This is a genomic window from Streptomyces sp. ATLC9 (genome assembly GCF_057196705.1).
In genome coordinates this window covers 1-21,568 of record NZ_JBXUOY010000006.1, presented here as the reverse complement: position 1 = coordinate 21,568, position 21,568 = coordinate 1, and the positions used below count along the sequence as shown (strand labels likewise).

Sequence of the window (21,568 nt, the reverse complement as noted above, 5' to 3'; positions counted from 1 at the left end):
TCCGTCGGGACGCCGCCATTGCTCTGTACCTCTGTCACCGTGCGTGGCCCCTTGTCGCTCACCGCACGCACGGTTAGCTTCCCGGCATGCCCTCCCGCCGTTCACTCCTCGCCGGCGGCGCGGCCGCCGCGCTGGCCGCCCCGCTCCTGCCCGCCCCTTCCGCCACCGCCGCCGCTCCGGGGCGGCCGGGCGGCCGGGACGTCGTCCCCGGCGCCGATGTCGCGGCCGCCCGCGGCTGGTCCATGCTGCGCGGCCGCAAGGTCGGCGTCATCAGCAATCCCACCGGTGTCCTGCGCGACACCGGGCACATCGTGGACTCCATGGCCGCGCACAGCGAGCTGGAGATCGTCGGGGTGTTCGGTCCCGAGCACGGCTTCCGGGGCAGCGCCCAGGCGGGCGGGTCCGAACCGGAGTTCACCGACCCGCGCACCGGTCTGACGGTGTACGACGCGTACGGCGCGGGCGCGGCGAAGCTGGCCGAGCTGTTCACCAGGGCCGGGGCGGACACGATCGTCTTCGACATCCAGGACGTCGGCGTCCGCTTCTACACCTACATCTGGACCATGTACAGCGCGATGGTCGCCGCCCGCTCCACCGGCGCCCGCTTCGTGGTGCTGGACCGCCCCAACCCGATCGGCCGGCGGGCCGACGGCCCGCTGATGACCGAGGAGTTCACCTCGGGCGTCGGCGCCGAGGTGATCATCCAGCAGCACGGGATGACGGTGGGCGAGCTGGCCCGCTACTTCAACGGCGAGCTGCTGCCCGGGGAGGGCGGTGGCGGGAAGCGGGCGGAGCTGGAGGTCGTGCCGGTGCGCGGCTGGGACCCGTACTCCACCGCGCACGGCAACGGCCTGCCCTGGGTGCCGCCCTCCCCGAACATGCCGACCGCGGACACCGCCGTGGTCTACGCCGGGACCGGCTACTTCGAGGGGACCAACCTCTCGGAGGGGCGCGGCACCACCCGCCCGTTCGAGTTCGTCGGAGCACCGTACCTGGACCACCGCTACAGCGACCGGCTGAACGCCCGGGAACTGCCGGGCGTGCGGTTCCGCGAGGGGTACTTCGCACCGACCTTCGGCAAGCACACCGGTACCGCCTGCGCGGGCGTCCAGATCCACCTCACCGACCCGCGCCGCTACGAGCCGATCCCCACGGCGGTGGCGATGCTGGTGGAGGCGCGCCGCTACCCCGGTTTCGCCTGGCGCCAGGACTCCTGGGACACCGGGCGCCCGTTCTGGATCGACAAGCTCTCCGGGTCCCCGCGGCTGCGGGAGATGATCGACGCGGGCAAGGACGCGGACGAGGTCGTGGCCGCCTGGCGTGAGGAGGTTCGCGCCTTCGAGCGGACGCGGCGCGCGTATCTGCTCTACCGCTGAGGGTTCTCGCGGAGCGAGCGGCGGCCGGAACGGGCGAGGCGCCGGCGTGCGTCACCCCCGCCCGGGCCGGGGCCACATCCTCGTCACCAACGGCTGCGCCGGGACGCACACCGTCCGGGTGGTCCACACCGACGGCACGCACAGCCCCTGCCGGGCGGTCGAGCCGAAGACCACCGCCGCCTTCGCGGGCTACGGCCCGGACGCCGGCCGCCCGGTGCGGATCGACCTGTGCGAGCCTTGAGCACCGGAGGCGGGCGCGATCCCGGGCGCCGCCCCGGGCACTGCCGTCACAGGGCCTCGGTGAACGCGTCGTAGGCCCGCCGGTCGAACAGGACGAAGCGGATCTCCTCGAACGCCCCGGCCGCCTCCTCCCGCCCGGTCTCCTCACGCACCGCGCGCAGTGCGGTGCGTGCCCCGTCCTCCAGCGGCCAGCCGTAGACGCCCGTGGAGACCGCGGGGAAGGCGACGGTGCGGGCGCCCAGCTCACGCGCCACGCGCAGCGACTCCCGGTAGCAGGAGGCCAGCAGCTCCGAGCGGTCCTCGGCCGCGGACCAGACCGGCCCCACCGTGTGGATCACCCAGCGCGCGGGCAGCCGGCCGGCCGTGGTGGCGACCGCCCGGCCGGTGGGCAGACCCCCGCCGTAACGGGAGGCGCGCAGGGCCCGGCACTCCGCGAGGACCTCCGGACCTCCCCCGCGATGGATCGCCCCGTCGACGCCTCCGCCGCCCAGCAGGGAGGAGTTGGCGGCGTTGACCACCGCGTCGACGGACTGCTCGGTGATGTCGCCCTGGACCAGCCGGATCGTGACCATGACCCCATCCTGCCCGGTGCCTTCCCGGTCCGAGGGCGGTACCGGGCGGCGTCAGGGCAGGGGAAGTCCGGCCGCCCAGGCCAGACCGCCGAGCAGATGACGCCGGAAGGCGGGGTCGGCGTAGGCCTCGGGGCCGTGTCCCAGGGCGGTGTAGAAGGAGCGGCCCCCGGTGTTCTCGTGGCACCAGGCCAGCGGGTGGTCCCTCCCCATCCCGCCGCCCTCGTAGGTGGACTCGTCGGCGGAGACCAGCACCCGCACCCGGCCGCGCGGGCTGGCCCCGAAGTCGTACCACTCGTCGGTGAACGGCCAGGCGGCGCCCAGGTGTGCGGTGGCCGGGTGGTCCCGGTCCTCCACCACCGCCACCCCCGGCTGGAGTTCGGGGTGCCTCTCGAAGCGGGCGCCGAGCAGTTCGCCGTACCAGGGCCAGTCGTACTCGGTGGTGGCCGCGGCGTGCACACCGACGAAGGCGCCGCCCTCGGCGGCGTACTCCCGCAGCGCCTCGCGGCTTTCGGGGGTCAGCGCCTCACCACTGGTGGAGAGGAAGACCACCGCGCGGCAGCCGTCCAGGGCGGCGGCGAGGACTCCGGGGTCCTCGGTGGCCTCGACGGTGAGGCCCAGGCCGGCTCCGAGATCGCGGAAGGCCTCGACCCCGTGCGGGATGGAGTCGTGCCGGTAGCCGGTGGTCCGGGTGAAGACGAGGATCCGTTCAGCGCTCATGGTTCCATGGTCCCCCGGCCCGGCGCCGCGCCGGACTACGCTCGTCGGCATGCCAGCACGTATCAAGGACCTGGTCGTGGACGCCGCCGACCACCAGGCGCTCGCCGACTGGTGGTGCGCCGCGCTGGGGTACGAGCGCCGCGGGCCGATGGGCCAGCCTCCTCCGCCGCCGGAGTGGGCGGTGGCCATCCACCATCCGCAGGACGCCGGGCCGGTGATCTGGTTCACCCCGGCGCCCGCCCCCGGAGCCGGGGTGAACCGGGTGCGCTTCGACGTGTGGGGCGACACCGGCGAGTTCCTCGCGCTGGGCGCCACCATGGTGCGGCGGCAGGACGAGGAGACCGGGTGGGACGTCCTGGCCGATCCGGAGGGCAACGAGTTCGGCGTGTTCGCCCCGCGCTCCTCGGGACTCCACCTCTCGGGCGGGAGGACCACCCTGTGACGGGCGCCGCCGATCCCATACCTGGCGCGCCCGGCCCCGCGCACGGACTCATCGACACGGTGGCGTGGGTACATCTGCGCGACGGCATGATCCTGGGCGCCCGCACCCGCGGCAAGGACCTCTTCTACATTCCGGGCGGCAAACGACACGCCGGGGAGAGCGACGAGCAGACCCTGCTGCGGGAGGTCGAGGAGGAACTGACCGTGGCGATCGTGCCGGGCACGGTCGCCCACGTGGGCACGTACGAGGCGCCGGTGGACCCCGGCACTCCTCAGGTGGTGGTGCGGATGGCCTGCTACACCGGCGACCACCGCGGCACGCTCGCCGCCGCCGGTGAGATCGAGGAGATCCGCTGGCTGGCGTACGCCGACCGCGCCCTGGTGCCGCCGGTGGACCAGCTGGTCCTCGACGAGCTGCGCGCCGCGGGGAGGCTGTCCTGATCGCTCCCGCCGCCGAACCGCGCCGGACCGTGCCCGGTGTCCCTCCGTCCCTCCTCCGTTTCCGGCTCGATACGGTGCGGGAGCACGTACTGGTGCCGCGCCGACGGTGGTTCAGGCGGGGGCGGTCTCGACCGCTCCCGGACCGGATCCGGCCGGCCCGGCGGACTCGGGGTCCGCCGCCTCGGGGAGGACGGCGTCGCGCCGCAGCAGGGCCGCGTAACGCCCGTCGAGCGCGATGAGCTCCTCATGGGTGCCGCGCTCGGAGATCCGGCCGCCGTCGAGGACGACGATCTGGTCGGCGTCGCGGATGGTCGACAGGCGGTGGGCGATCGTCAGCGTGGTGCGGCCCGCGGCCAGTGCGTCGACGGCCCGCTGGACCGCCTGCTCGGTTCGGGTGTCCAGGGCACTGGTGGCCTCGTCGAGGATGAGGACGGGCGGGTCGCGCAGAATGGTCCGGGCCAGGGCCAGGCGCTGCTTCTCGCCCCCGGAGAAGCGGTATCCGCGCTCGCCGACGAGAGTGTCGTAGCCCTCGGGCAGCGAGACGATGTGGGCGTGGATCTGGGCGGCGCGGGCCGCGGCCTCGATCTCGGCGTCGGTGGCGCCGGGGCGGGCGAAGCGGAGGTTGTCGGCGACGGAGGCGTGGAAGAGGTAGGTCTCCTGCGACACCACGCCCACGGTCCGGGCCAGGGAGTCGAAGTCCAGCTCCCGTACGTCGACGCCGTCGATGGTGACCCTGCCGCCGGTCACGTCGTACAGCCTCGGCACCAGATAGCTCAGTGTGCTCTTGCCGGAACCGGTGGCGCCGACGACGGCGAGGCTGCCGCCCGCCGGGACGGTCAGGTCGATGCCGCTGAGCGTGGGGGTGGCCGAGTCCGGGTCGTAGGAGAAGCCGACGTTCTCGAAGCGGACCTCCCCGCGCGCCCGCTCCAGCCTCACGGGCCGGGCGGGCTCGGTGATGTCCACCGGCAGGTCCAGGTACTCGAAGATGCGCTGGAAGAGGGCGAGCGAGGTCTGCACCTGCACACCGGTGCTCAGCAGCGAGACGGTCGGGCGCAGCAGACCCTGCTGGAGGGTGACGAAGGCGACCAGGGTGCCGATGGAGAAGGCCGGGCCGCCGAGGTGGAGGAGCAGGCCGGCCGCCCAGTACAGCAGCGCCGGGATGGCCGCCATGATGATGCCGATGACCGACATCCGCCAGCGTCCGGCCATGCTGGAGCGGATCTCCAGGTCCGCCAGCCGCTCCGACTCCTCGGAGAAGGACCGGGTCAGGGAGTCGGCCCGGCCCATGGTGCGGCCCAGCAGGATGCCGCTGACCGACAGCGACTCGGTCACCATCGCCGACATCGCCGCCATCTGCTTCTGCCGCCGGGTGGCGATCTTCTTGCGTTCCCGGCCCACCCTGCGGCTTATCCAGACGAACAGCGGCATCAGCAGCAGGGAGACCAGCGTCAGCCGCCAGTCCAGCACCAGCATGGCCACGATCGTCGCCACCACGCTGGTGAGGTTGGAGACCAGGGAGGTCGCGGTGGAGGTGACCGTGGCCTGCATTCCGCCGATGTCGTTGGCGATGCGGGACTGGACCTCACCGGTGCGGGTGCGGGTGAAGAACGCCAGGGGCATCCGCTGGAGCTTGGCATAGACCCCGGTGCGCAGGTCGTGCATGACGTGCTGGCCGACGGTGGTGCTGATCAGTGTCTGGAGGACGTTGAAGGCACTGGTCAGCACCGCTGTGGCGATCATGCCCAGGGCGAGCAGGGACAGCAGGCCGGTGCGCTGCTCGGGGATGGCCACGTCGAGGATCTCACGCAGCAGGAACGGTGAGGCGACCGACACCAGCGAGGAGGCGCCCACCAGCGTCCCCACCACGGCCAGCCGCCCGCGGTAGGGGCGGAAGAGACGCAGGATACGGCGGATCTGGGCGGGCGGCTGCGGCTCGTCCTTCCTCCTGCGCGGTGGGGCCCAGTCGGGTTCGTCGCGGTGCAATGCGCTCCCTCGGCAGACGGCGGGGACCTGCGGACCCACCCGCGGTCGGGCCGGCCCGGGTTCACCAGCCTACGGTCGCCCTCCCTCCGGCCGCCCTTCCGCACCACCCGCCCGGGTACCGGCGGGCGCAGAGCCGGACCGCGCACCGTCGCGTCCTCCGTACGGAAAAACCCTTTGCCCTTCCACCGGGGATGACGGAAGGTTTGCACGGTCGGTTCCGCTTTTCCGCCATCGAGACCGTTTCCGGGACGCCATGCGCATTCGCGATCTTCCATATCCCGATCCCGGCGACCCCGACGTACGGTCCGGGTTCCGCCTGATGCTCTGGCTGTGGCGTTCGCAGCTGGGCGGCCAGCTGAAGGCGCTGGCCTGGGGGACGCTCCACATGGCGGCGATCGCCTCCTTCCCCCTGGCCGTGGGCATGGCCGTACAGGCCGCCACCGAGCGCTCCGGGGACCGGCTGGTCCTCGCGGGAGCCCTGACGGTGGCGCTGGGTCTGGCGGTCACCGTCGGCGACACCATGCTGCACCGCGCCGCCGTCACCAACTGGATCACCGCCGCGGCCCGGGTGCAGCAGCTGCTGGCCCGGCGGACCGCCGGGCTGGGGGCCGCGCTGACCCGGCGGGTGGCGGCCGGCGAGGTGGTGGCGGTCTCCACCGGGGACATCGAGAAGATCGGCTGGTTCGTCGAGGCGGTCTCCCGCTTCGGCGCCGCTTCACTGACCACGGCCGGTGTGTGCGCGGCCCTGGTGGTGTACCAGCCGCTGCTGGGCGTCGTGGTGACACTGGGCGTGCTGGCGCTGGTGTCGGCCGTACTGCCGCTGCTGCCGCCGGCGACCCGCCGGGCCGACGCGCAGCGCGCGAAGGCGGGGCGGGCCACCGAGCTGGCCGCCGACACCGTGGCCGGACTGCGGGTGCTGCGCGGCATCGGGGGCGAGGAGCTGTTCCTCGACCGGTACCGCAGGGCCTCGCAGGAGGTGCGGCGGGCGGCGGTGCGGACCGCGCGGATGTGGTCGCTGATCGACGCCGTGCAGGTGGTGCTGCCGGGGATGCTGCTGATCGCGGTGGTCTGGCTGGGCACGCGGCTGGCGCTGGACGGCAGGGTCTCCGTGGGGGAACTGGTGACGGTGTACGGCGCGGTGACCTTCCTGTTCTTCCCCCTGCGGCTCTTCCAGGAGATCGCGATGGCCTACTCCTTCTCCCGCCCTTCGGCCGAGCGGGCCGCCCGGGTCCTGGCGCTGCGCCGCGGGACGCGGACGGAGGCCGCGGGTGCGCGCGGCCGCGCGGAGATGCCGGACGGTGACCTGTACGACCCGGTGAGCAGGCTGCTCGCCCCGGCCGGGAGCCTGACGGCGGTGGTGTGCGGCGACCCCGACGCGGCCGGGCGGCTCGCCGAGCGGCTGGGCGGGCACGGCGCCGGGTCCGAAGCGGACGGCCCGCCGGTGCTGCTGGGCGGGGTCCCCCTGGACGAGGTGCCGCTGGAGACTGCCCGTGCCGCCGTGCTGGTCCAGGACAAGGACCCGGTACTGCTGTCGGGCACCCTGGGCGAACTGCTCGACGTGCCGTCGTCCGGCGAGGTCACGCCCGGACGTGCGCTGGAGGTGGCCCAGTGCGGCGATGTGCTCGCCGCACTGGTGCGTGCCGGAGGCGCACCGGAGGGCGATCCGATGCGGGCCCGGATCACCGAGCGCGGCAGATCGCTGTCGGGCGGCCAGCGCCAGCGGCTGGCACTGGCCCGGTCGCTGGTCGCCGACCCGCGGGTGCTGGTGCTGGACGAGCCGACCAGCGCCGTCGACTCGCACACCGAGGCGCGTGTCGCCGACGCGCTGCGCCGGCTGCGCGCCGGCCGCACCACGGTGGTGTTCTCCTCCAGCCCGCTGCTGCTGGACCGGGCCGACCGGGTGGTGTTCGTCCCCGGCCGCGAGGTGGCCGCCGTCGGCACGCACCGGGAGCTGCTGGCGGACGAGCCGGGGTACCGCGCGGTGGTCGCCCGCGAGGACGGCGTCGATGACGACGGTGCCGGCACGGCCGGCGATGCCGGGTCCGCGGCCGACGCGGCCGGGGGCCGAATGCCGCGGCGGCACGAGCAGATGGAGGAGAGCGCGTGATCGGCGTCGCACCGCCCGTCCACGATCCCGCCGCGCCGGAGTCGGCCGCGACGCTGCCGGTCGGTGCGCCGGGGACCGTACGCGCCTACGCCGGCGAACTGGTCCGGCGCCACCGCGGGGCCTTCGCCGTACTGGTGTCGGTGAACGCCGTCGCGGTGATCGCCTCCATGGCGGGCCCCTATCTGCTGGGGCGCGTGGTGGAGGATCTCGCGGCGGGGGCCCGTGATCTGCGCCTGGAACGCACCGTCGTCCTGTTCGCCGCCGCCCTGGTCGTCCAGACGGTCTTCGTCCAGCAGGTGCGGCTGCGCGGAGCGATGCTGGGCGAGCGGATGCTCGCGGATCTGCGCGAGGACTTCCTGGTCCGCTCGGTCCGGCTGCCGCCGGGTGTGCTGGAGCGGGCCGGTACGGGCGACCTGCTGTCCAGGATCACCACCGACATCGACCGGCTGGCGGGCGCCATGCGCGAGGCGGTGCCCCAGCTGTCGATCGGCGTCGTCTGGGCCGCGCTGCTGCTGGGCGCGCTCACGGCCACCGCGCCGCCGCTGGCACTGTCCGTCGTGATCGCCCTGCCGGTGCTGCTGGCGGGCTGCCGCTGGTACTACCGGCGGGCGCCCGGCGCCTACCGTTCCGAGGCGGCGGGCTACGCCGCCGTCGCGGCCGCCCTGGCCGAGACCGTGGACGCCGGGCGGACGGTGGAGGCCCACCGGCTGGGCTCGCGCCGGATCGCCCTGTCCGAGCACCGTATCGGCCAGTGGACGGCCTGGGAGAGGTACACGCTGTGGTTGCGCACCGTCCTCTTCCCCGTCGTCAACGGCACCCATGTGCTGGTCCTGGGTTCGGTGCTGATGCTCGGCGGGTTCTTCGTGCTGCGGGGGTGGATCTCGGTCGGCGAGCTGACCACGGGCGCGCTGCTGGCGCAGATGCTGGTCGAACCGATCGGCCTGATCCTGCGCTGGTACGACGAGCTCCAGACCGCCCAGGTGTCCCTGGCCCGGCTGGTCGGGGTGCGGGAGATCGAGCCGGAGTCCGGCGACGGGACTCTTCTCCCGCACGGCCGCGCGGTGCGGGCCGGTCGGGTGCGGTTCGGCTACGGCACGGGCGGCGACGTACTGCACGGGGTGTCGCTGGACATCACGCCCGGCACCCGGGTCGCTCTGGTGGGTCCCTCGGGTGCCGGCAAGTCCACGCTGGGCCGGTTGCTGGCGGGGATCTACGCGCCCCGGGCGGGCGAGGTCACGCTCGGCGGTGCCGAGCTGGCCCGGATGCCCGCGGAACGAGTGCGCGAGCACGTGGCGCTGGTCAACCAGGAGCACCACGTCTTCGTCGGCTCGCTGCGCGACAACCTGCTGCTGGCGAACGCGCACGCCGGCGACGCCGAGCTGTGGGCCGCACTCGCCGCGGTGGACGCCGACGGCTGGGCCCGGGAACTGGCCGACGGCCTGGACAGCGAGGTCGGCTCGGGCGGGGCGGCGGTCACCCCGGCCCGGGCCCAGCAGATCGCACTGGCCCGGCTGGTGCTGGCCGACCCGCACACCCTGGTCCTGGACGAGGCGACGTCCCTGCTGGACCCGCGTGCCGCCCGGCATCTGGAGCGTTCCCTGGCACGGGTGCTCGGGGGGCGCACCGTGGTGGCGATCGCGCACCGGCTGCACACCGCGCACGACGCGGATGTGATCGTGGTCGTGGAGGACGGCCGGATCAGCGAGCTGGGAAGCCACGGCGAACTGGTCTCCGCCGGCGGCGCCTACGCCGCGCTGTGGCGGTCCTGGCACGGCTGATCCGGTCCCTGCTCCTCTCCGGCCGGAGAGGAGCAGGGCGGGGCGTGCTGACGGGTGCGGCCCGACCGAGGAGGGCTCAGCCGAGGAAACCCACGGCCCACAGCCCGCTCAGCCCGCCGGCCAGCATGAAACCGGGCATCAGGACCTGCACCTCGACCCAGCTGCCCGCCTTGAACCGCATGGGCTTGGGTGTGCCCAGCGGGTACCAGCGCTTGCTCCCCACGGGTATCGGCCACAGGACCGGGCAGCCGGAGACGGTGATGGCGTCGCCGAGGTCGTGGACCAGGGCGCCCAGTACGATCGGCAGGCCCAGCCACAGATACTCCTGGCCGGGTGCGGTGAACAGCCAGTCCGCCCCGTTTCCGGGCTTGTTCAGGATGTCCGCCAGGATCCAGGCGCTGGTCGCCCCCAGCAGCCACACCAGGACGTCGCTGGAGACCCGCGCCGCCCGCCACAGCAGGCCCTCGACGGCCAGCACCATGTGGACGAAGAGGATGCCCAGCACCGCCCAGCGCCCGCCGAACAGCGCGAAGGCCGAGAAGCCCGCGCCCATCGCCACCGCCCACAGCCAGGTGTGGGTGAGGGTGCGGTGGCCTCCCGCGCGGCGTGGGTCGCCGGACTTGCGGGTGGCCTTGTAGACCGCGCACGAGAGTTTCTCGATCACCATGCACAGCCATCTGGAGAACGGGCCGAAGGCACGGGAGATCGTCGCCGACTTGTGGTCCAGGTCGGGCGCGAGGGCCGCGCCCGCGCAGATCAGGGCACCGACGACCAGGACCGGCCACGGCATCGGCCGGTCCAGTGCGTCCGCCACCGCTCCCACCCCCAGCCACGCCGCCGCCCCCGACAGTGAATGCGCCGGTCCCATCATGTGCGTCCCCACCCCATCGCTCGCTGTGCCCTCGTGCCGTTGCGCCGGTGGCACAGCGTAGTGCCGATGATCTTCGTGCGGGCGGCCGGTTCCCACCGGAAGCGCCCCGGCAGGCAGTATGGAGGGCGTGACCCTTATCGATCAGATGCCGAGCACCGCAGATCCCGACACTCTCTACGAAGCCTTCTCCGGCTGGGCCGAGGGACGGGGCATCACGCTCTATCCCGCCCAGGAGGAGGCGCTGATCGAAGTGGTCTCCGGGGCGAACGTCATCCTCTCCACACCGACCGGGTCCGGCAAGAGCCTGGTCGCGGCCGGAGCGCACTTCGCCGCGCTCGCCCAGGACAAGGTCACCTTCTACACCGCCCCCATCAAGGCTCTGGTGTCGGAGAAGTTCTTCGACCTGTGCAAGATCTTCGGCACCGAGAACGTCGGCATGCTCACCGGCGACGCCTCGGTCAACGCCGACGCGCCCGTCATCTGCTGCACCGCCGAGGTCCTCGCCTCCATCGCACTGCGCGACGGTGCGGACGCCGACATCGGCCAGGTCGTGATGGACGAGTTCCACTTCTACGCCGAGCCGGATCGCGGCTGGGCCTGGCAGATCCCGCTGCTGGAGCTGCCCCAGGCGCAGTTCGTCCTGATGTCGGCGACACTCGGCGACGTGAGCAGGTTCGAGGGGGACCTGACGCGGCGCACCGGGCGTCCGACCGCGGTGGTGCGCTCCGCCACCCGGCCGGTGCCGCTGAGCTACGAGTACCGCACAACCGGTCTGACCGAGACGCTGACCGAACTGCTCGAGACCCATCAGGCGCCGGTCTACATCGTGCACTTCACCCAGGCCCAGGCGGTGGAACGCGCCCAGGCGCTGATGAGTATCAACATGTGCTCGCGCGCCGAGAAGGACGAGATCGCCAAGCTGATCGGCAACTTCCGTTTCACCACCAAGTTCGGCCGGAACCTCTCGCGCTATGTCCGGCACGGCATCGGGGTGCACCACGCCGGGATGCTGCCGAAGTACCGACGGCTGGTGGAGCGGCTGGCCCAGGCGGGCCTGCTGAAGGTGATCTGCGGTACCGACACCCTCGGGGTGGGTGTCAACGTGCCCATCCGCACGGTGCTGTTCACCGCGCTGACCAAGTACGACGGCAACCGGGTGCGGGTGCTGCGGGCACGGGAGTTCCACCAGATCGCGGGGCGCGCAGGCCGGGCCGGCTTCGACACGGCGGGTCTGGTCGTGGCGCAGGCCCCCGAGCACGTCATCGAGAACGAGAAGGCCCTCGCCAAGGCGGGCGACGACCCGAAGAAGCGCCGCAAGGTGGTGCGGAAGAAGGCCCCGGAGGGCTTCGTCAACTGGAGCGAGCAGACCTTCGAGAAGCTGATCGCCTCCGATCCGGAACCGCTCACCTCCCGTTTCAGGGTGACCCACGCGATGCTGCTGTCCGTCATCGCCCGGCCCGGTGACGCCTTCGCCGCGATGCGCAAGCTGCTGGAGGACAACCACGAGGACCGGCGCAGCCAGCTGCGCCACATCCGGCGGGCGATCGCCATCTACCGCTCCCTGCTGGACGGCGGGGTCGTGGAGCGGCTGGAGGCACCCGACGCCGAGGGACGCCGCATCCGGCTGACCGTGGACCTCCAGCAGGACTTCGCGCTCAACCAGCCGCTGTCCACCTTCGCGCTCGCCGCGTTCGAGCTGCTGGACCCCGAGTCCCCCTCGTACGCCCTGGACATGGTCTCCGTGGTGGAGTCCACGCTGGACGACCCTCGGCAGATCCTGGCCGCCCAGCAGAACAAGGCCAGGGGCGAGGCCGTCGCGCGGATGAAGGCGGACGGCGTCGAGTACGAGGAACGGATGGAGCGGCTGGCGGACATCGGCTATCCCAAGCCGCTGGAGGAGCTGCTCCTCCACGCCTACGGCGTCTACCGCAAGAGCCACCCGTGGGTCGGCGACCATCCTCTGTCCCCCAAATCCGTGATCCGTGACATGTACGAGCGGGCCATGACCTTCGGGGAGTTCGTCTCCCACTACGAGCTGGCCCGTACCGAGGGCATCGTGCTGCGCTACCTGGCCAGTGCCTACAAGGCGCTGGAGCACACCGTGCCGGACGACCGGAAGTCCGAGGACTTCCAGGACATCGTCGAGTGGCTGGGCGAGATGGTGCGCCAGGTCGACTCCAGCCTGCTGGACGAGTGGGAGCAGCTGGCCAATCCCGGGGACGAGACGGCCGAGGAGGCGCAGGACCGCGCCGACCAGGTCAAGCCCGTCACCGCCAACGCCCGCGCCTTCCGCGTGCTGGTGCGCAACGCGATGTTCCGGCGGGTGGAGCTGGCGGCCCTGGACAAGGTCGAGGAGCTGGGCGAGCTGGACGCCGAGGCCGGCTGGGACGCCGACGCCTGGGCCGAGGCCATGGACGCGTACTGGGAGGAGTACGACGACCTGGGCACCGGCCCGGACGCCCGCGGTCCGAAGCTGCTGCGGATCGAGGAGCGTCCCGAGGACGGTCTGTGGCGGGTACGGCAGACGTTCGCCGATCCCGGCGGCGACCACGACTGGGGGATCACCGCCGAGGTCGACCTCACGGCATCCGACGAGGAGGGTCGCGCGGTGATCAAGGTCATCGACGTGGGGCAGCTCTGACGGCCGCGGGCCCGGGCTCGTGTGAGGACGGGCCCGCGGCCGGCGGGGGCGGCGGCCGGGGCTCCCCCTCGGGCCGGCTCGGAGGGCGGGCCGACCGCGCCGTGCTCAGTGCCGACGCCAGGCCCAGCCGGTGCCAGAGGATCTCCTCCTCACCGTCGGCGGTGAGCAGTCCCCGCATGACCCTCCTGGCAGCGAGGGACTCCGGCCGGGCGGTGGTCAGCTCCGGCCGCAGTTCCTCCAGCCGGGCCCGCTCGACCGGATCCGGTACCGCCTCCTCCAGCACCTCTGAGGTCAGTACCGCGGCGTGGGCGGCGGCGACCCCCCACGGATCGTCCGTCCGTCCGGCCGCCTGGGCGATGCGCCGGTTTCGCCAGTGGCGCGGACGCCAGTCCTCACCCTCGGCCAGGATGCGCCTCAGCCCCTCGGGCAGTGCGCCGCGGAGCAGCGCCGACTGGTGTTCGGCGACCTCCCGCAGCTCACCGGCGAGATAGAGCCAGACCACTGCCCGGTACCGGTTGAGGGAGAAACGCACCGGGCCGAAGCAGCCGGCCCGGGCCAGCCGTGCGAAGCGCACCGGGGTGACGCCCAGCAGCCCGGCGCCCTCCCGTGCGCCGACCAGGCGCAACCGCTCACGCAGAGTGGCCGGAAATCCCTCCTCCGCACGCACCCGGGCCAGCTCGGCCATCGGCACCCGGCGGCGGTGGCTCTCCCGCCTCGGCGCGACCGTGGCCAGCGCGCCCAGTTCCACAGCCAGTTCCAGCTCCCTCGGCCTGATGCCCAGCGCCCGGTGCGCCTCGTCCATCGGCACGGCCTCCGCCGCGCCCGCCTCCCGTGCCCCGGTCTTCTCCGCGATCTTCTCCGCCCGTACCGGCCCGACCGGCATGATGATCCCCCTGCGCATCTCGACGACTACCGTGTGCGATGAAGGTAGTCCGTTGTCGAGCCGCGCCGGGGTGCCTGTGGAAAACCTGGAGAAAGCCCCGGTGGGGCTATGTCCGGTGACGGTCGGCGCCACCTCGCGGGGCGGTCGGCCTCCGGTCCCCCGCGCGCCGCCCCCCCCCCACCGCCGATCAGTGTCCGTTGCGCATGGCCACGCCCAGATGCTCGCCGACCCGGTTCACCAGCAGGGTCGTCTCGTAGGCGATCTGCCCCATGTCGGCATCCGCCTCGGCCAGCACGCACAGACAGCTGCCGTCCCCGGCGGCCGTCACGAACAGCATCCCCTCGTCGAACTCGATCATCGTCTGCCGTGCCCGGCCCACGTGGAAGCGCTCTCCCGTGCCCCTGGCCAGACTGTGCAGCCCGGACGCGACGGCGGCCAGGTGTTCCGCCTCGCTCCTCTCCAGGCTCTGGGCGGCTCCGGTGACCAGCCCGTCGTTCGAGAGCACCAGCGCATGCCGCACCGAAGGCATCCGCTGCGTCAGGTCGTCCAGCAGCCAGTCCAGCTCACTGCTCAGTGCCATACCGGTTCCCCCTTCTCATGGTCACGCGGTGCCAGCCTTACCCACGACGGGCCCCGGGGCAACCACCGATCTCGGCCGCCGGCCGCCCGGCCGGAACCGGAAGGAAACCGGAAGCAGGGGTACCGCGATCAGTCACCGGGAAAGGCATCGACAGTGGACGACGAAGACCGTATGACGGAGTACGACAGGACGCGTGTGCTGGAATTCTTCACCGGGCGGGCCGCCGGCTGGGACGCCCGCTTCCCCGACGACGGCCCCGCCTATGACGCCGCCGTGGCGGAGCTGGGTCTCTTCCTCGGTGACACGGTGCTGGACGCCGGCTGCGGCACCGGCCGTGCGCTGCCCGCGCTGCGCGCGGCGGTCGGCAGACAGGGCACGGTGCTGGGCGCCGATCTCACCCCGGCGATGCTGGAGGTCGCCGTCCTGGCCGGGCGGCACCGCGGCGCACTGCTGACCGTCGCCGACGCCGCCCGGCTGCCACTGCGCGAGGGAGTGCTGGACGCGGTGTTCGCGGCCGGCCTGGTGTCCCATCTGCCCGACCCGGCCGACGGCCTGCGGGAGCTGGCCCGGGTGGTCCGGCCCGGCGGCCGTCTCGCGCTGTTCCACCCGGTCGGACGCGCCGCTCTCGCGGCCCGCCACGGGCGCCCGCTCAGACCCGACGACCCGCGGGCCGAGCCGAACCTCCGCCCCCTGCTGGCGGCCGCGGGCTGGCGCCTGGCCTCCTGCGCCGACGAGGACCACCGCTACCTCGCGCTGGCCGTACGCGCCTGAGCGCCCCGTGCGCACCTGAGCGCCGCACCGCTCCCCGGCGACACGGGCCGCGTCGAGAGCCCCCGGTGTGTCCTCCGTCTCTCGACGCCGCGCCCTCCCGTGGCTAGGGTGCGCGGACGATGTCCGGAGGTTCCGGAGAGGAGGCCGGCGTGGCAGAGGCACAGGAGGCGCACGGCGGGAGCGACGACGCGCTGTACGTGCTGACCGCGGCGCTGCTCACCCCCGCGCAGTTCCCGAGTGTCCTCGGCGACGACTACCCCGAGGCGTGCGCCGCCCTGGGGCTGGAGCCGTACGCGGAGGGCCATGGCCTCGTCCTCGGTCAGGACGGGCAGGGCGCGCGCTGGACCGTCGTCACGGAGGACGTGTCCCTGGTGGCGTGCGCGATCGCCGCCTGGGACTGCGGCATGGAGTACGACCTGTCCCCGGACGAGCGGACGATCGCCGCCGTACTGCCGGGCTGGCCGCTGGCACTGGCGGTGGCCGCGCCCGGCGTCCCCGCCCCCCACGACCCGGAGCCCGGTCCGGAACCGGACGGCGGGCCGGCACCGCTGTCCCCGCCGGACACCTCGCGCTGGGGCCCGGCGCAGCGGCGGCTGGGCGCGGACGAGATCGCGCTGCGGTGGGCGGACTGGCGCGCCCGGGTCGATGCGGACGTGACGTTCGTCCCGCCGGGCGAGAACCCAGACGGCAGGGTCCGCCGCGTTCTGGAAGAGGCCCGCGGCTACGTGCACTCCCCGCCGCCGCCCGGCCGGATCCGTTCCGCCTTCGCCACCGAGGAGGCCCGGACCCTGCGGGCGGACGGGCCCGGCTGGAGCCTGGTGGCGCGGACCGACGACATCGCGTTCGTCCTGCTGGACGACGAGCCCGGCGAGGTGCTTCCGGTGGGCCGCGGTCCGGAGCTGCCGGGGCTGCTCGGGGCTCTGGACGAACTGGCGGTACGACCGGACGCGACGGCCTGAATCCGGGCCGTCCCGCCCGGCATGCGCGGGGTCAGCGTCCGAGCTCCTTGCGGCCCGCCCGCCGCACCCTGCGCCGCTGCGAGGGGTCGAGCGCCAGGTAGGCGATCGCCGGCACGCCGACCACGACCGCCAGCGCCAGCAGGAAGCTGCCGGTCACCGCCCACAGCAGCAACCCCACCGCCACGCCGCCGACTGCGATCTTCCCACGGTTGGTCATCTTCCACGCCTCCTCGGGCGGCGGTGCGATCGCCGCTCACTTCGGAGAACGTACGTACGGGCAGCCTGGTTCCGCCCCGCCCCGCCCCGTGCCGGGCCGGATAAGGGGAGGGGCCGGGTGGGGCCCCCCGGATACGGTGGGCCCCCACCGGCCATCGCTCCGGCCGGGCCTCGGCCGGCCGCGTCAGGCCAGGCTCTCCATCACGGGGTAGTAGCCCCCGGACTGGCCGGCGGCCGTGGGGTGGTACGAGTTGGTGATGTTGAACCAGTCGACGCTGTGCAGCCACGGGTCGCCGGAGCAGATCTCATGGCCGGTGAACCTGCCGCGGACGTCGCCGAAGGTGAAACCGTGGTCGGCGACGCGCTTGGCGATGGTGTCGCTCAGGTGGTCGGCCGCGTCGTTGATGGCCGCGCGCGAGGTCTCGCTGAGTCCCACCCAGCAGCTGCCGTTGAGCTTGTAGAAGCGGGGATAGTTGAGGACGACGACCCGGGCGTTGGGCGCCTTGCCGCGGATGGCGCCGTAGACCGCGTCGAGCTTCCCGGGGAGTGTGCCGGAGATGTAGTTGCGCGCCTCGTTGACCCGCGCCACGCACGCGTTGGTGCCCTGCAGCACGCAGGTGGTCATGGCGGCGGCGAAGCCCGCGTCGTTGCCGCCGATGGAGATGCTCACCAGGGTCGTGCCCGACGTCAGGGGGCCGAGCTGGTTGTTGATGACGTCGGTGGTCTTGGCGCCGGAGCAGGCGGTGAAGTGGAAGGAGGCGGGTGCGTTCGCGTTCTTCCACAGCACCGGGTACGCCTTGGTGCTGCGCTTGCAGGAGCCGCTGGAACTGTCGTAGCTGCCGGCGCCGACTCCGGAGGAGTAGGAGTCGCCGAGCGCGACGTAGGAGGTGGCCGCGGCTTCCTGGGCGGAGGCCACGCCCGCGCCGCCGAGTCCGAGTCCGACGAGGGCGGCGAGGGTGGCCGCCGCGGACACGAGACGGGACAACTTCATGGAGTCTCCTGGGTGTGGAGGGAGGGGTGAGGTGCGCCTACTACGTGGTAGCAGCGCAGAGCGTTTTCAGGAAGTGCTCATGCCAAAACTGTTCCTGCGCCCGGTTGAACAACCGTCCCGCGCCGCCGCAGGTAACAGTCCTTTTCCTGACAAACGATCAGGTGCGCTCCCCAGGGCCCTCAGGATCCCGGCCCGCCGGCTCCTTCGCCCCTCCCGCCCCGGCCCAACCGGGCGCCGGCCGGCTCCCGCCCCTCGCCGGGTGCGGGCCGTCAGGTCCGCACCTCCGGCTCGTACACGTCGGGGCGCGGGCCGAACGTCCAGGTGACGCCCTCGCGGGCGGTCCGTGTGAACGGCGGCACCCTCAGCCAGTACGTGCGGTACGTACCGTCCGGCCCGGGAGTGGAGTTGACGACCTCGACCGTCAGCACGGGCTCGCCGCCCTCGAGGTCGATCCGCCACAGCACGCCGGTGGAGTCCCGGTGGACCGGCCGGGCGCCGGCCGGCCGGTTCAGCGCTTGACGCCGACCCCGCCGTAGAGCGCGACGCGGCGCAGCTCGCCGGACTCGGGCACCGGCCCGTCCGGCCGCCACAGCGGGAGCTGCACCAGCCCGGGGTCGATGAGGTCCCAGCCGTCGAAGAACGACAGGATCTCGGCGTGGCCGCGCAGGCTGACCTGGGCCGTGGCGTTCCGGTAGACATCGGTGCCCTCCTCCACGCGCTTCCTCTCGTGGAAATCGGAGGTGCCGTGGGTGAGGACGAGGCAGCTCCCGGACGGCAGCGCCTCGCCGAGCGCGGCCACCAGCGCGGCGGGGTCCTCCCCGTCACCGACGAAGTGCAGGACGGCGACGAGGAGCAGGGCCACCGGCCGGTCGAAGTCGATCAGTTCCCGGACGGCCGGGTGCTCGATGACGGCCTCGGGCCTGCGGGCGTCGGCCAGGACGAACTCCGCGTTGCCCGCGCCGGTGAGCTTGGCGCCGGCGTGGACGGAGACGATGGGGTCGTTGTCGACGTACACCACGCGGGTGTCAGGGGCCTCGGCCCGGGCGAGCTCGTGGGTGTTGGGCGAGGTGGGGATGCCGGTGCCGATGTCGATGATCTGGCGGATGCCCAGTTCTCCCACCGCCGTCCGCACCGCGCGGCCGAGGAAGTCCCGGTTGGCGCGGGCGCTCACCCGTACGTCCGGGGCCATGTTCATCAGACGTTCGGCGGCCTCGCGGTCCACCTCGTAGTTGTCGCTTCCGCCCAGGTAGTAGTCGTACATACGAGCCGGGTGCGGCCTGCTGGTGTCGATCTGTTCGGGCGTGAAGCCCTCGTCCGCCCGGTGGATCAGGTGGGTCTGGTCGGTCATGCCGTCGCCGTCCTCGTCATGGTTTCGTCGATCCTCAACACGTGCTCTGCGCGGTATGCGCGGGTTTCGGTGCCGGGTGTGCGAGATGTGCGGGACGCGGCGACTCCGGGGCGAGCAGGAAGTCGGCCTCCCCCGCCTTGACGCCCTGGATGAACCGCGCCATCTCGTGGTGGGCGTATATCAGAGCGGGCCCGTCGGGATCGGTGGACTGGCGCAGCGCCACCCTTCCGTCCGCGAGCCGCATGGCCTCCACACAACTCCCCCCGTTGCCGCCGCTCCACGGCTTGTGCCAGCCCTCGCTCCCCAGCTGCCGGGAGGGCATGCCGTTGTAGACGCGTTCGCTCATGGGGTGGCTCACAGCTCCTTGCGCAGGCCGTCCAGGACGGCCTCGGTCCGTCGTACCGGCACCGCCTGTGCGCACATCCGGTCCAGCGCCTCCTGGAACGCCGAGACGTCGTCGCGCTGGTCGAAGTAGACGGCGCCCACCAGGCTCTCGCTGTAGGCGACGTCGGGCAGTTCCGGGATGGGGAACCGGAAGATGTGGAAGGGACCGTACATGGCCGGATGCGGCCCTGCGGAGAAGGGCATGACCTGCAGGCGCACCGTCGGCATCGAACACGCCTCGATCAGACAGGAGATCTGCCCGCGCATGACCTCGGTCCCGCCGATGGGCCTGCGCAGCACGGTCTCGTCCATCACCACCCACAGCAGTGGCGGTTCGTCGCGAGTGAGCAGCCGCTGGCGTTCCAGTCGCAGTGCGGTGCCGCGCTCGATCTCCTCCTCGGCGGCGTGCGGCATCCCCGCGCGCAGCACGGCGCGGGCGTACTCCTCGGTCTGGAGGAGCCCGGGCACGTAGTGCGGCTCGTAGGCGCGGATGACGTGGGACTCGCTCTCCAGGCTGACGAAGGCACTGAACCAGTCGGGCAGTACGTCGCGGTAGCGGTGCCACCAGCCGGGCCGGTTGGCCTCACGGGCGAGGGACAGGAAGCTGTCGATCTCCGACTGCTCGGTGACGCCGTAGGTGCGCAGCAGCTTCTCGACGTAGGGGATCTTCAGGCCGACCTCGGCCCGTTCCATCCGGCGGATCGTGGCGTGTGTGACGTCGAGCGCTTCGGCGGCCCGCTCGTAGGTCAGCCCCGCCCGCCTGCGCAGGTCACCCAGCCGTCTGCCGAGCACCACCCGCAGAACCGTGGGGGCGCCGCCCGCCCTGGTGTCAGCCACCGCACCCCTCCCGCACTCCAACTCTCTTGTCAGTAGCGGCAGTTTGTCATGCCGCCGGATCCTCCCGACAGGGTGGCATGCACGCTTCTGCAAACAACAGATTGATCCTTGCCAGATGTTGTCCACACCCGCCACACTGAGGGCGTGGCTTACTTTTCCGATGTTCGCCCGTTGGAGCGCACCGGAGGGTCCGTGGAGCGGGCCCTGTGCGACGCGTTCCACCTCCCGGCCATCGGCGCCTCCGTGGCCGAGGCCCGCAGGCGGGTCCTCGCCCGGCTGACGGGCTGGGGCATCGGGACGGTGATCCGTGACGACGCGCAACTGGTCGTCTCCGAGCTCTTCACCAACGCCGTGCGTCACACCGACAGCGAGAGGGTCGACTGCGAACTGCGCGTCACGGGCGCACGGCTCCGGCTGGCGGTCACCGACCAGGGGTGCGGCCCCGCCGGGCGCGCGGCGGGGGTCTGCCCGGAGACCGGTGGCGCGGAGGGGGAGAACGGGCGCGGACTGCTGCTGGTCAGCGCTCTGGCCGAGGCCTGGGGGGTACGGCCGTGCGCCGACGGCGGCGGGGGCCACACGGTCTGGGCGGAACTGGGCTTCGGCCCCTCCGCCCCGTGACGCGGGACCGCCCGGCCCCGGCGGGGGAGGCCGGGCGGTCCCGTCTCGAACACGGTGCCACCGTGCGGGCCCGTCATGTTCGCGACCATGCCGCGCTGTTCGACCGCGTACGGCTGGAGGTGCCGCGGATCGGGGAGCCGGGGCAGCTCCAGGAGTGGCGCGAGGGCTGGGACGCGATCGCGCCCGGGCGCGGCCACCGGCACGTCTCGCATCTGTACGCGTCGCACCCGGGCGGCCGGATCACCCGGCGCGGCACCCCCGAGCTGCTCTCCCGCGCCGGGCGCCGGGCGCGGGTGCGCACGGCCGGTGAGGTCGCGGTGTCCTGCGAGGGGCGGCCGGCGGAGACCGTACGGCCGGAGGCCGGAGTCGTGGAGTTCGAGACGGCGCCCGGGCACGTCCACCGGCTCTCCCCGGTCTGAGAAGCGCCCGTGCGGCGGGAACTCGACGGGGGCCGCCGTTCGTTCTCCGTGACCAGGAGGTGCGCTGTGGGCACTGGACACGCACGACGGGGAGAGGGCGACGGCGAGGACGCCGGAAGAGGCGTCTGGGACGACGTCGTGCTCGACGAGGACTTCATACGCGGTGCCGAGGTGAGCGAGCCGGCCGCGCGTACACGCATGCTGCGGGCCCGCTGGCGGGACAATCCGCCCGAGCCGCAGCCGTGGCGGGCGGACGAGCCCCCGGCGGGGTGGTTCTGGAGCAGGGGCCGCCGCAAGGGGCGCCGGTGGCGCCGCCGCCGCAAGGACGACTGACGCCGTCGGCCGCGCCCCTGACGGCAGCGGTCCGTGCGGGGGCGCGGACCGCCACCCGCGCC

23 protein-coding genes and 1 pseudogene are annotated in these 21,568 nt (G+C 73.0%); 12 read left to right on the top strand and 12 right to left on the bottom strand.

Annotated elements, in window-relative coordinates:
* Positions 1-86 precede the first annotated feature (86 nt).
* Both AC2CJA_RS01400 and AC2CJA_RS01395 read left to right on the top strand, forming a co-directional pair.
* Complete coding sequence (locus AC2CJA_RS01400; protein ID WP_484600777.1) at positions 87-1,376, top strand: exo-beta-N-acetylmuramidase NamZ family protein; 1,290 nt, start codon at positions 87-89, stop codon at positions 1,374-1,376.
* A gap of 46 nt (positions 1,377-1,422) precedes the next feature.
* Positions 1,423-1,617: a hypothetical protein gene (locus AC2CJA_RS01395; protein WP_484600776.1), complete on the top strand. Its 195-nt coding sequence runs from the start codon at positions 1,423-1,425 to the stop codon at positions 1,615-1,617.
* A 46-nt stretch (positions 1,618-1,663) separates the two neighbouring features.
* Here the strand turns inward: AC2CJA_RS01395 and AC2CJA_RS01390 are convergent, their stop codons facing one another.
* Together AC2CJA_RS01390 and AC2CJA_RS01385 are read right to left on the bottom strand one after the other, a co-directional pair.
* Positions 1,664-2,188 carry an O-acetyl-ADP-ribose deacetylase gene (locus AC2CJA_RS01390; RefSeq protein ID WP_484600775.1) on the bottom strand — a complete coding sequence of 175 codons (525 nt, stop codon included), beginning with the start codon at positions 2,186-2,188 and terminating at the stop codon, positions 1,664-1,666.
* Between the two features lie 51 nt (positions 2,189-2,239).
* Positions 2,240-2,905, bottom strand: a complete 666-nt coding sequence (locus AC2CJA_RS01385; RefSeq protein WP_484600774.1) for a ThuA domain-containing protein — start codon at positions 2,903-2,905, stop codon at positions 2,240-2,242.
* Between the two features lie 49 nt (positions 2,906-2,954).
* Here AC2CJA_RS01385 and AC2CJA_RS01380 point away from each other — a divergent pair, with 49 nt between their 5' ends.
* Together AC2CJA_RS01380 and AC2CJA_RS01375 are read left to right on the top strand one after the other, a co-directional pair.
* Positions 2,955-3,347, top strand: coding sequence for a VOC family protein (locus AC2CJA_RS01380; RefSeq protein ID WP_484600773.1), 393 nt, complete (start codon positions 2,955-2,957; stop codon positions 3,345-3,347).
* 86 nt (positions 3,348-3,433) lie between these two features.
* Positions 3,434-3,787 carry an NUDIX hydrolase gene (locus tag AC2CJA_RS01375; RefSeq protein WP_484600810.1) on the top strand — a complete coding sequence of 118 codons (354 nt, stop codon included), beginning with the start codon at positions 3,434-3,436 and terminating at the stop codon, positions 3,785-3,787.
* A 111-nt stretch (positions 3,788-3,898) separates the two neighbouring features.
* Here AC2CJA_RS01375 and AC2CJA_RS01370 read toward each other — a convergent pair whose 3' ends face one another.
* Positions 3,899-5,770: an ABC transporter ATP-binding protein gene (locus tag AC2CJA_RS01370; RefSeq protein ID WP_484600772.1), complete on the bottom strand. Its 1,872-nt coding sequence runs from the start codon at positions 5,768-5,770 to the stop codon at positions 3,899-3,901.
* Between the two features lie 253 nt (positions 5,771-6,023).
* Here AC2CJA_RS01370 and AC2CJA_RS01365 point away from each other — a divergent pair, with 253 nt between their 5' ends.
* Complete coding sequence (locus AC2CJA_RS01365) at positions 6,024-7,877, top strand: ABC transporter transmembrane domain-containing protein (protein ID WP_484600771.1); 1,854 nt, start codon at positions 6,024-6,026, stop codon at positions 7,875-7,877.
* Complete coding sequence (locus tag AC2CJA_RS01360; protein ID WP_484600770.1) at positions 7,874-9,655, top strand: ABC transporter ATP-binding protein; 1,782 nt, start codon at positions 7,874-7,876, stop codon at positions 9,653-9,655. The genes AC2CJA_RS01365 and AC2CJA_RS01360 overlap by 4 nt, the downstream gene beginning before the upstream one ends.
* A 76-nt stretch (positions 9,656-9,731) precedes the next feature.
* Here AC2CJA_RS01360 and AC2CJA_RS01355 read toward each other — a convergent pair whose 3' ends face one another.
* Complete coding sequence (locus AC2CJA_RS01355) at positions 9,732-10,526, bottom strand: metal-dependent hydrolase (RefSeq protein WP_484600769.1); 795 nt, start codon at positions 10,524-10,526, stop codon at positions 9,732-9,734.
* A 127-nt stretch (positions 10,527-10,653) separates the two neighbouring features.
* Between AC2CJA_RS01355 and AC2CJA_RS01350 the strand changes: the two genes are divergently transcribed.
* On the top strand, positions 10,654-13,167 hold the full coding sequence (locus tag AC2CJA_RS01350) for a DEAD/DEAH box helicase (RefSeq protein ID WP_484600768.1): 2,514 nt from the start codon (positions 10,654-10,656) through the stop codon (positions 13,165-13,167).
* Here the strand turns inward: AC2CJA_RS01350 and AC2CJA_RS01345 are convergent.
* Together AC2CJA_RS01345 and AC2CJA_RS01340 are read right to left on the bottom strand one after the other, a co-directional pair.
* Entirely contained in the window at positions 13,145-14,068 is a 924-nt protein-coding gene (locus tag AC2CJA_RS01345) for a DUF6397 family protein (RefSeq protein ID WP_484600767.1), read from the bottom strand. The two genes, AC2CJA_RS01350 and AC2CJA_RS01345, sit on opposite strands and share 23 nt — an antisense overlap.
* Positions 14,069-14,237: 169 nt before the next feature.
* The gene (locus tag AC2CJA_RS01340) at positions 14,238-14,630 is read right to left on the bottom strand and encodes a roadblock/LC7 domain-containing protein (RefSeq protein WP_241714783.1); all 393 of its coding nucleotides are present in this window, start codon (positions 14,628-14,630) and stop codon (positions 14,238-14,240) included.
* Between the two features lie 171 nt (positions 14,631-14,801).
* Between AC2CJA_RS01340 and AC2CJA_RS01335 the strand changes: the two genes are divergently transcribed.
* Both AC2CJA_RS01335 and AC2CJA_RS01330 read left to right on the top strand, forming a co-directional pair.
* Positions 14,802-15,401, top strand: coding sequence for a class I SAM-dependent methyltransferase (locus AC2CJA_RS01335; RefSeq protein WP_484600809.1), 600 nt, complete (start codon positions 14,802-14,804; stop codon positions 15,399-15,401).
* A gap of 119 nt (positions 15,402-15,520) precedes the next feature.
* Complete coding sequence (locus tag AC2CJA_RS01330) at positions 15,521-16,360, top strand: hypothetical protein (protein ID WP_484600766.1); 840 nt, start codon at positions 15,521-15,523, stop codon at positions 16,358-16,360.
* A gap of 31 nt (positions 16,361-16,391) precedes the next feature.
* Here AC2CJA_RS01330 and AC2CJA_RS01325 read toward each other — a convergent pair whose 3' ends face one another.
* The 6 genes and pseudogenes from AC2CJA_RS01325 to AC2CJA_RS01300 form a co-directional block, all read right to left on the bottom strand.
* Positions 16,392-16,577, bottom strand: coding sequence for a hypothetical protein (locus tag AC2CJA_RS01325; protein ID WP_484600765.1), 186 nt, complete (start codon positions 16,575-16,577; stop codon positions 16,392-16,394).
* A 183-nt stretch (positions 16,578-16,760) separates the two neighbouring features.
* Positions 16,761-17,567 carry an SGNH/GDSL hydrolase family protein gene (locus AC2CJA_RS01320; protein WP_484600764.1) on the bottom strand — a complete coding sequence of 269 codons (807 nt, stop codon included), beginning with the start codon at positions 17,565-17,567 and terminating at the stop codon, positions 16,761-16,763.
* Between the two features lie 269 nt (positions 17,568-17,836).
* A pseudogene (locus tag AC2CJA_RS01315) lies at positions 17,837-18,067 on the bottom strand (DUF6745 domain-containing protein); the annotation flags it as partial.
* 8 nt (positions 18,068-18,075) lie between these two features.
* Positions 18,076-18,915, bottom strand: coding sequence for an SAM-dependent methyltransferase (locus AC2CJA_RS01310; protein WP_484600763.1), 840 nt, complete (start codon positions 18,913-18,915; stop codon positions 18,076-18,078).
* Between the two features lie 34 nt (positions 18,916-18,949).
* Entirely contained in the window at positions 18,950-19,261 is a 312-nt protein-coding gene (locus AC2CJA_RS01305) for a DUF397 domain-containing protein (RefSeq protein ID WP_484600762.1), read from the bottom strand.
* 8 nt (positions 19,262-19,269) lie between these two features.
* The gene (locus AC2CJA_RS01300) at positions 19,270-20,136 is read right to left on the bottom strand and encodes a helix-turn-helix domain-containing protein (RefSeq protein ID WP_484600761.1); all 867 of its coding nucleotides are present in this window, start codon (positions 20,134-20,136) and stop codon (positions 19,270-19,272) included.
* A gap of 171 nt (positions 20,137-20,307) precedes the next feature.
* On the opposite strand from AC2CJA_RS01300, the gene AC2CJA_RS01295 reads away from it, so the two are divergent.
* The 3 genes from AC2CJA_RS01295 to AC2CJA_RS01285 all read left to right on the top strand — a co-directional run bounded on the left by AC2CJA_RS01295 (position 20,308) and on the right by AC2CJA_RS01285 (position 21,506).
* Positions 20,308-20,754 carry an ATP-binding protein gene (locus AC2CJA_RS01295; RefSeq protein WP_484600760.1) on the top strand — a complete coding sequence of 149 codons (447 nt, stop codon included), beginning with the start codon at positions 20,308-20,310 and terminating at the stop codon, positions 20,752-20,754.
* Between the two features lie 62 nt (positions 20,755-20,816).
* Positions 20,817-21,173 (top strand): glycosyl hydrolase family 95 catalytic domain-containing protein, encoded by a 357-nt coding sequence (locus tag AC2CJA_RS01290; RefSeq protein WP_484600759.1) that lies wholly within the window; start codon positions 20,817-20,819, stop codon positions 21,171-21,173.
* Between the two features lie 66 nt (positions 21,174-21,239).
* Entirely contained in the window at positions 21,240-21,506 is a 267-nt protein-coding gene (locus AC2CJA_RS01285; RefSeq protein WP_241714769.1) for an SGM_3592 family protein, read from the top strand.
* Positions 21,507-21,568 lie beyond the last annotated feature (62 nt).

What these genes read in the sequence shown, in the direction of transcription:
- AC2CJA_RS01320 (WP_484600764.1), bottom strand. Translation starts at nt 17,567, where the DNA reads ATGAAGTTGTCCCGTCTCGTGTCCGCGGCGGCCACCCTCGCCGCCCTC.
- AC2CJA_RS01330 (WP_484600766.1), top strand. Translation starts at nt 15,521, where the DNA reads ATGTCCGGAGGTTCCGGAGAGGAGGCCGGCGTGGCAGAGGCACAGGAG.
- AC2CJA_RS01340 (WP_241714783.1), bottom strand. Translation starts at nt 14,630, where the DNA reads ATGGCACTGAGCAGTGAGCTGGACTGGCTGCTGGACGACCTGACGCAG.
- AC2CJA_RS01305 (WP_484600762.1), bottom strand. Translation starts at nt 19,261, where the DNA reads ATGAGCGAACGCGTCTACAACGGCATGCCCTCCCGGCAGCTGGGGAGC.
- AC2CJA_RS01355 (WP_484600769.1), bottom strand. Translation starts at nt 10,526, where the DNA reads ATGATGGGACCGGCGCATTCACTGTCGGGGGCGGCGGCGTGGCTGGGG.
- AC2CJA_RS01310 (WP_484600763.1), bottom strand. Translation starts at nt 18,915, where the DNA reads ATGACCGACCAGACCCACCTGATCCACCGGGCGGACGAGGGCTTCACG.
- AC2CJA_RS01335 (WP_484600809.1), top strand. Translation starts at nt 14,802, where the DNA reads ATGACGGAGTACGACAGGACGCGTGTGCTGGAATTCTTCACCGGGCGG.
- AC2CJA_RS01365 (WP_484600771.1), top strand. Translation starts at nt 6,024, where the DNA reads ATGCGCATTCGCGATCTTCCATATCCCGATCCCGGCGACCCCGACGTA.
- AC2CJA_RS01400 (WP_484600777.1), top strand. Translation starts at nt 87, where the DNA reads ATGCCCTCCCGCCGTTCACTCCTCGCCGGCGGCGCGGCCGCCGCGCTG.
- AC2CJA_RS01325 (WP_484600765.1), bottom strand. Translation starts at nt 16,577, where the DNA reads ATGACCAACCGTGGGAAGATCGCAGTCGGCGGCGTGGCGGTGGGGTTG.
- AC2CJA_RS01390 (WP_484600775.1), bottom strand. Translation starts at nt 2,188, where the DNA reads ATGGTCACGATCCGGCTGGTCCAGGGCGACATCACCGAGCAGTCCGTC.
- AC2CJA_RS01380 (WP_484600773.1), top strand. Translation starts at nt 2,955, where the DNA reads ATGCCAGCACGTATCAAGGACCTGGTCGTGGACGCCGCCGACCACCAG.
- AC2CJA_RS01375 (WP_484600810.1), top strand. Translation starts at nt 3,434, where the DNA reads ATGATCCTGGGCGCCCGCACCCGCGGCAAGGACCTCTTCTACATTCCG.
- AC2CJA_RS01345 (WP_484600767.1), bottom strand. Translation starts at nt 14,068, where the DNA reads ATGCGCAGGGGGATCATCATGCCGGTCGGGCCGGTACGGGCGGAGAAG.
- AC2CJA_RS01385 (WP_484600774.1), bottom strand. Translation starts at nt 2,905, where the DNA reads ATGAGCGCTGAACGGATCCTCGTCTTCACCCGGACCACCGGCTACCGG.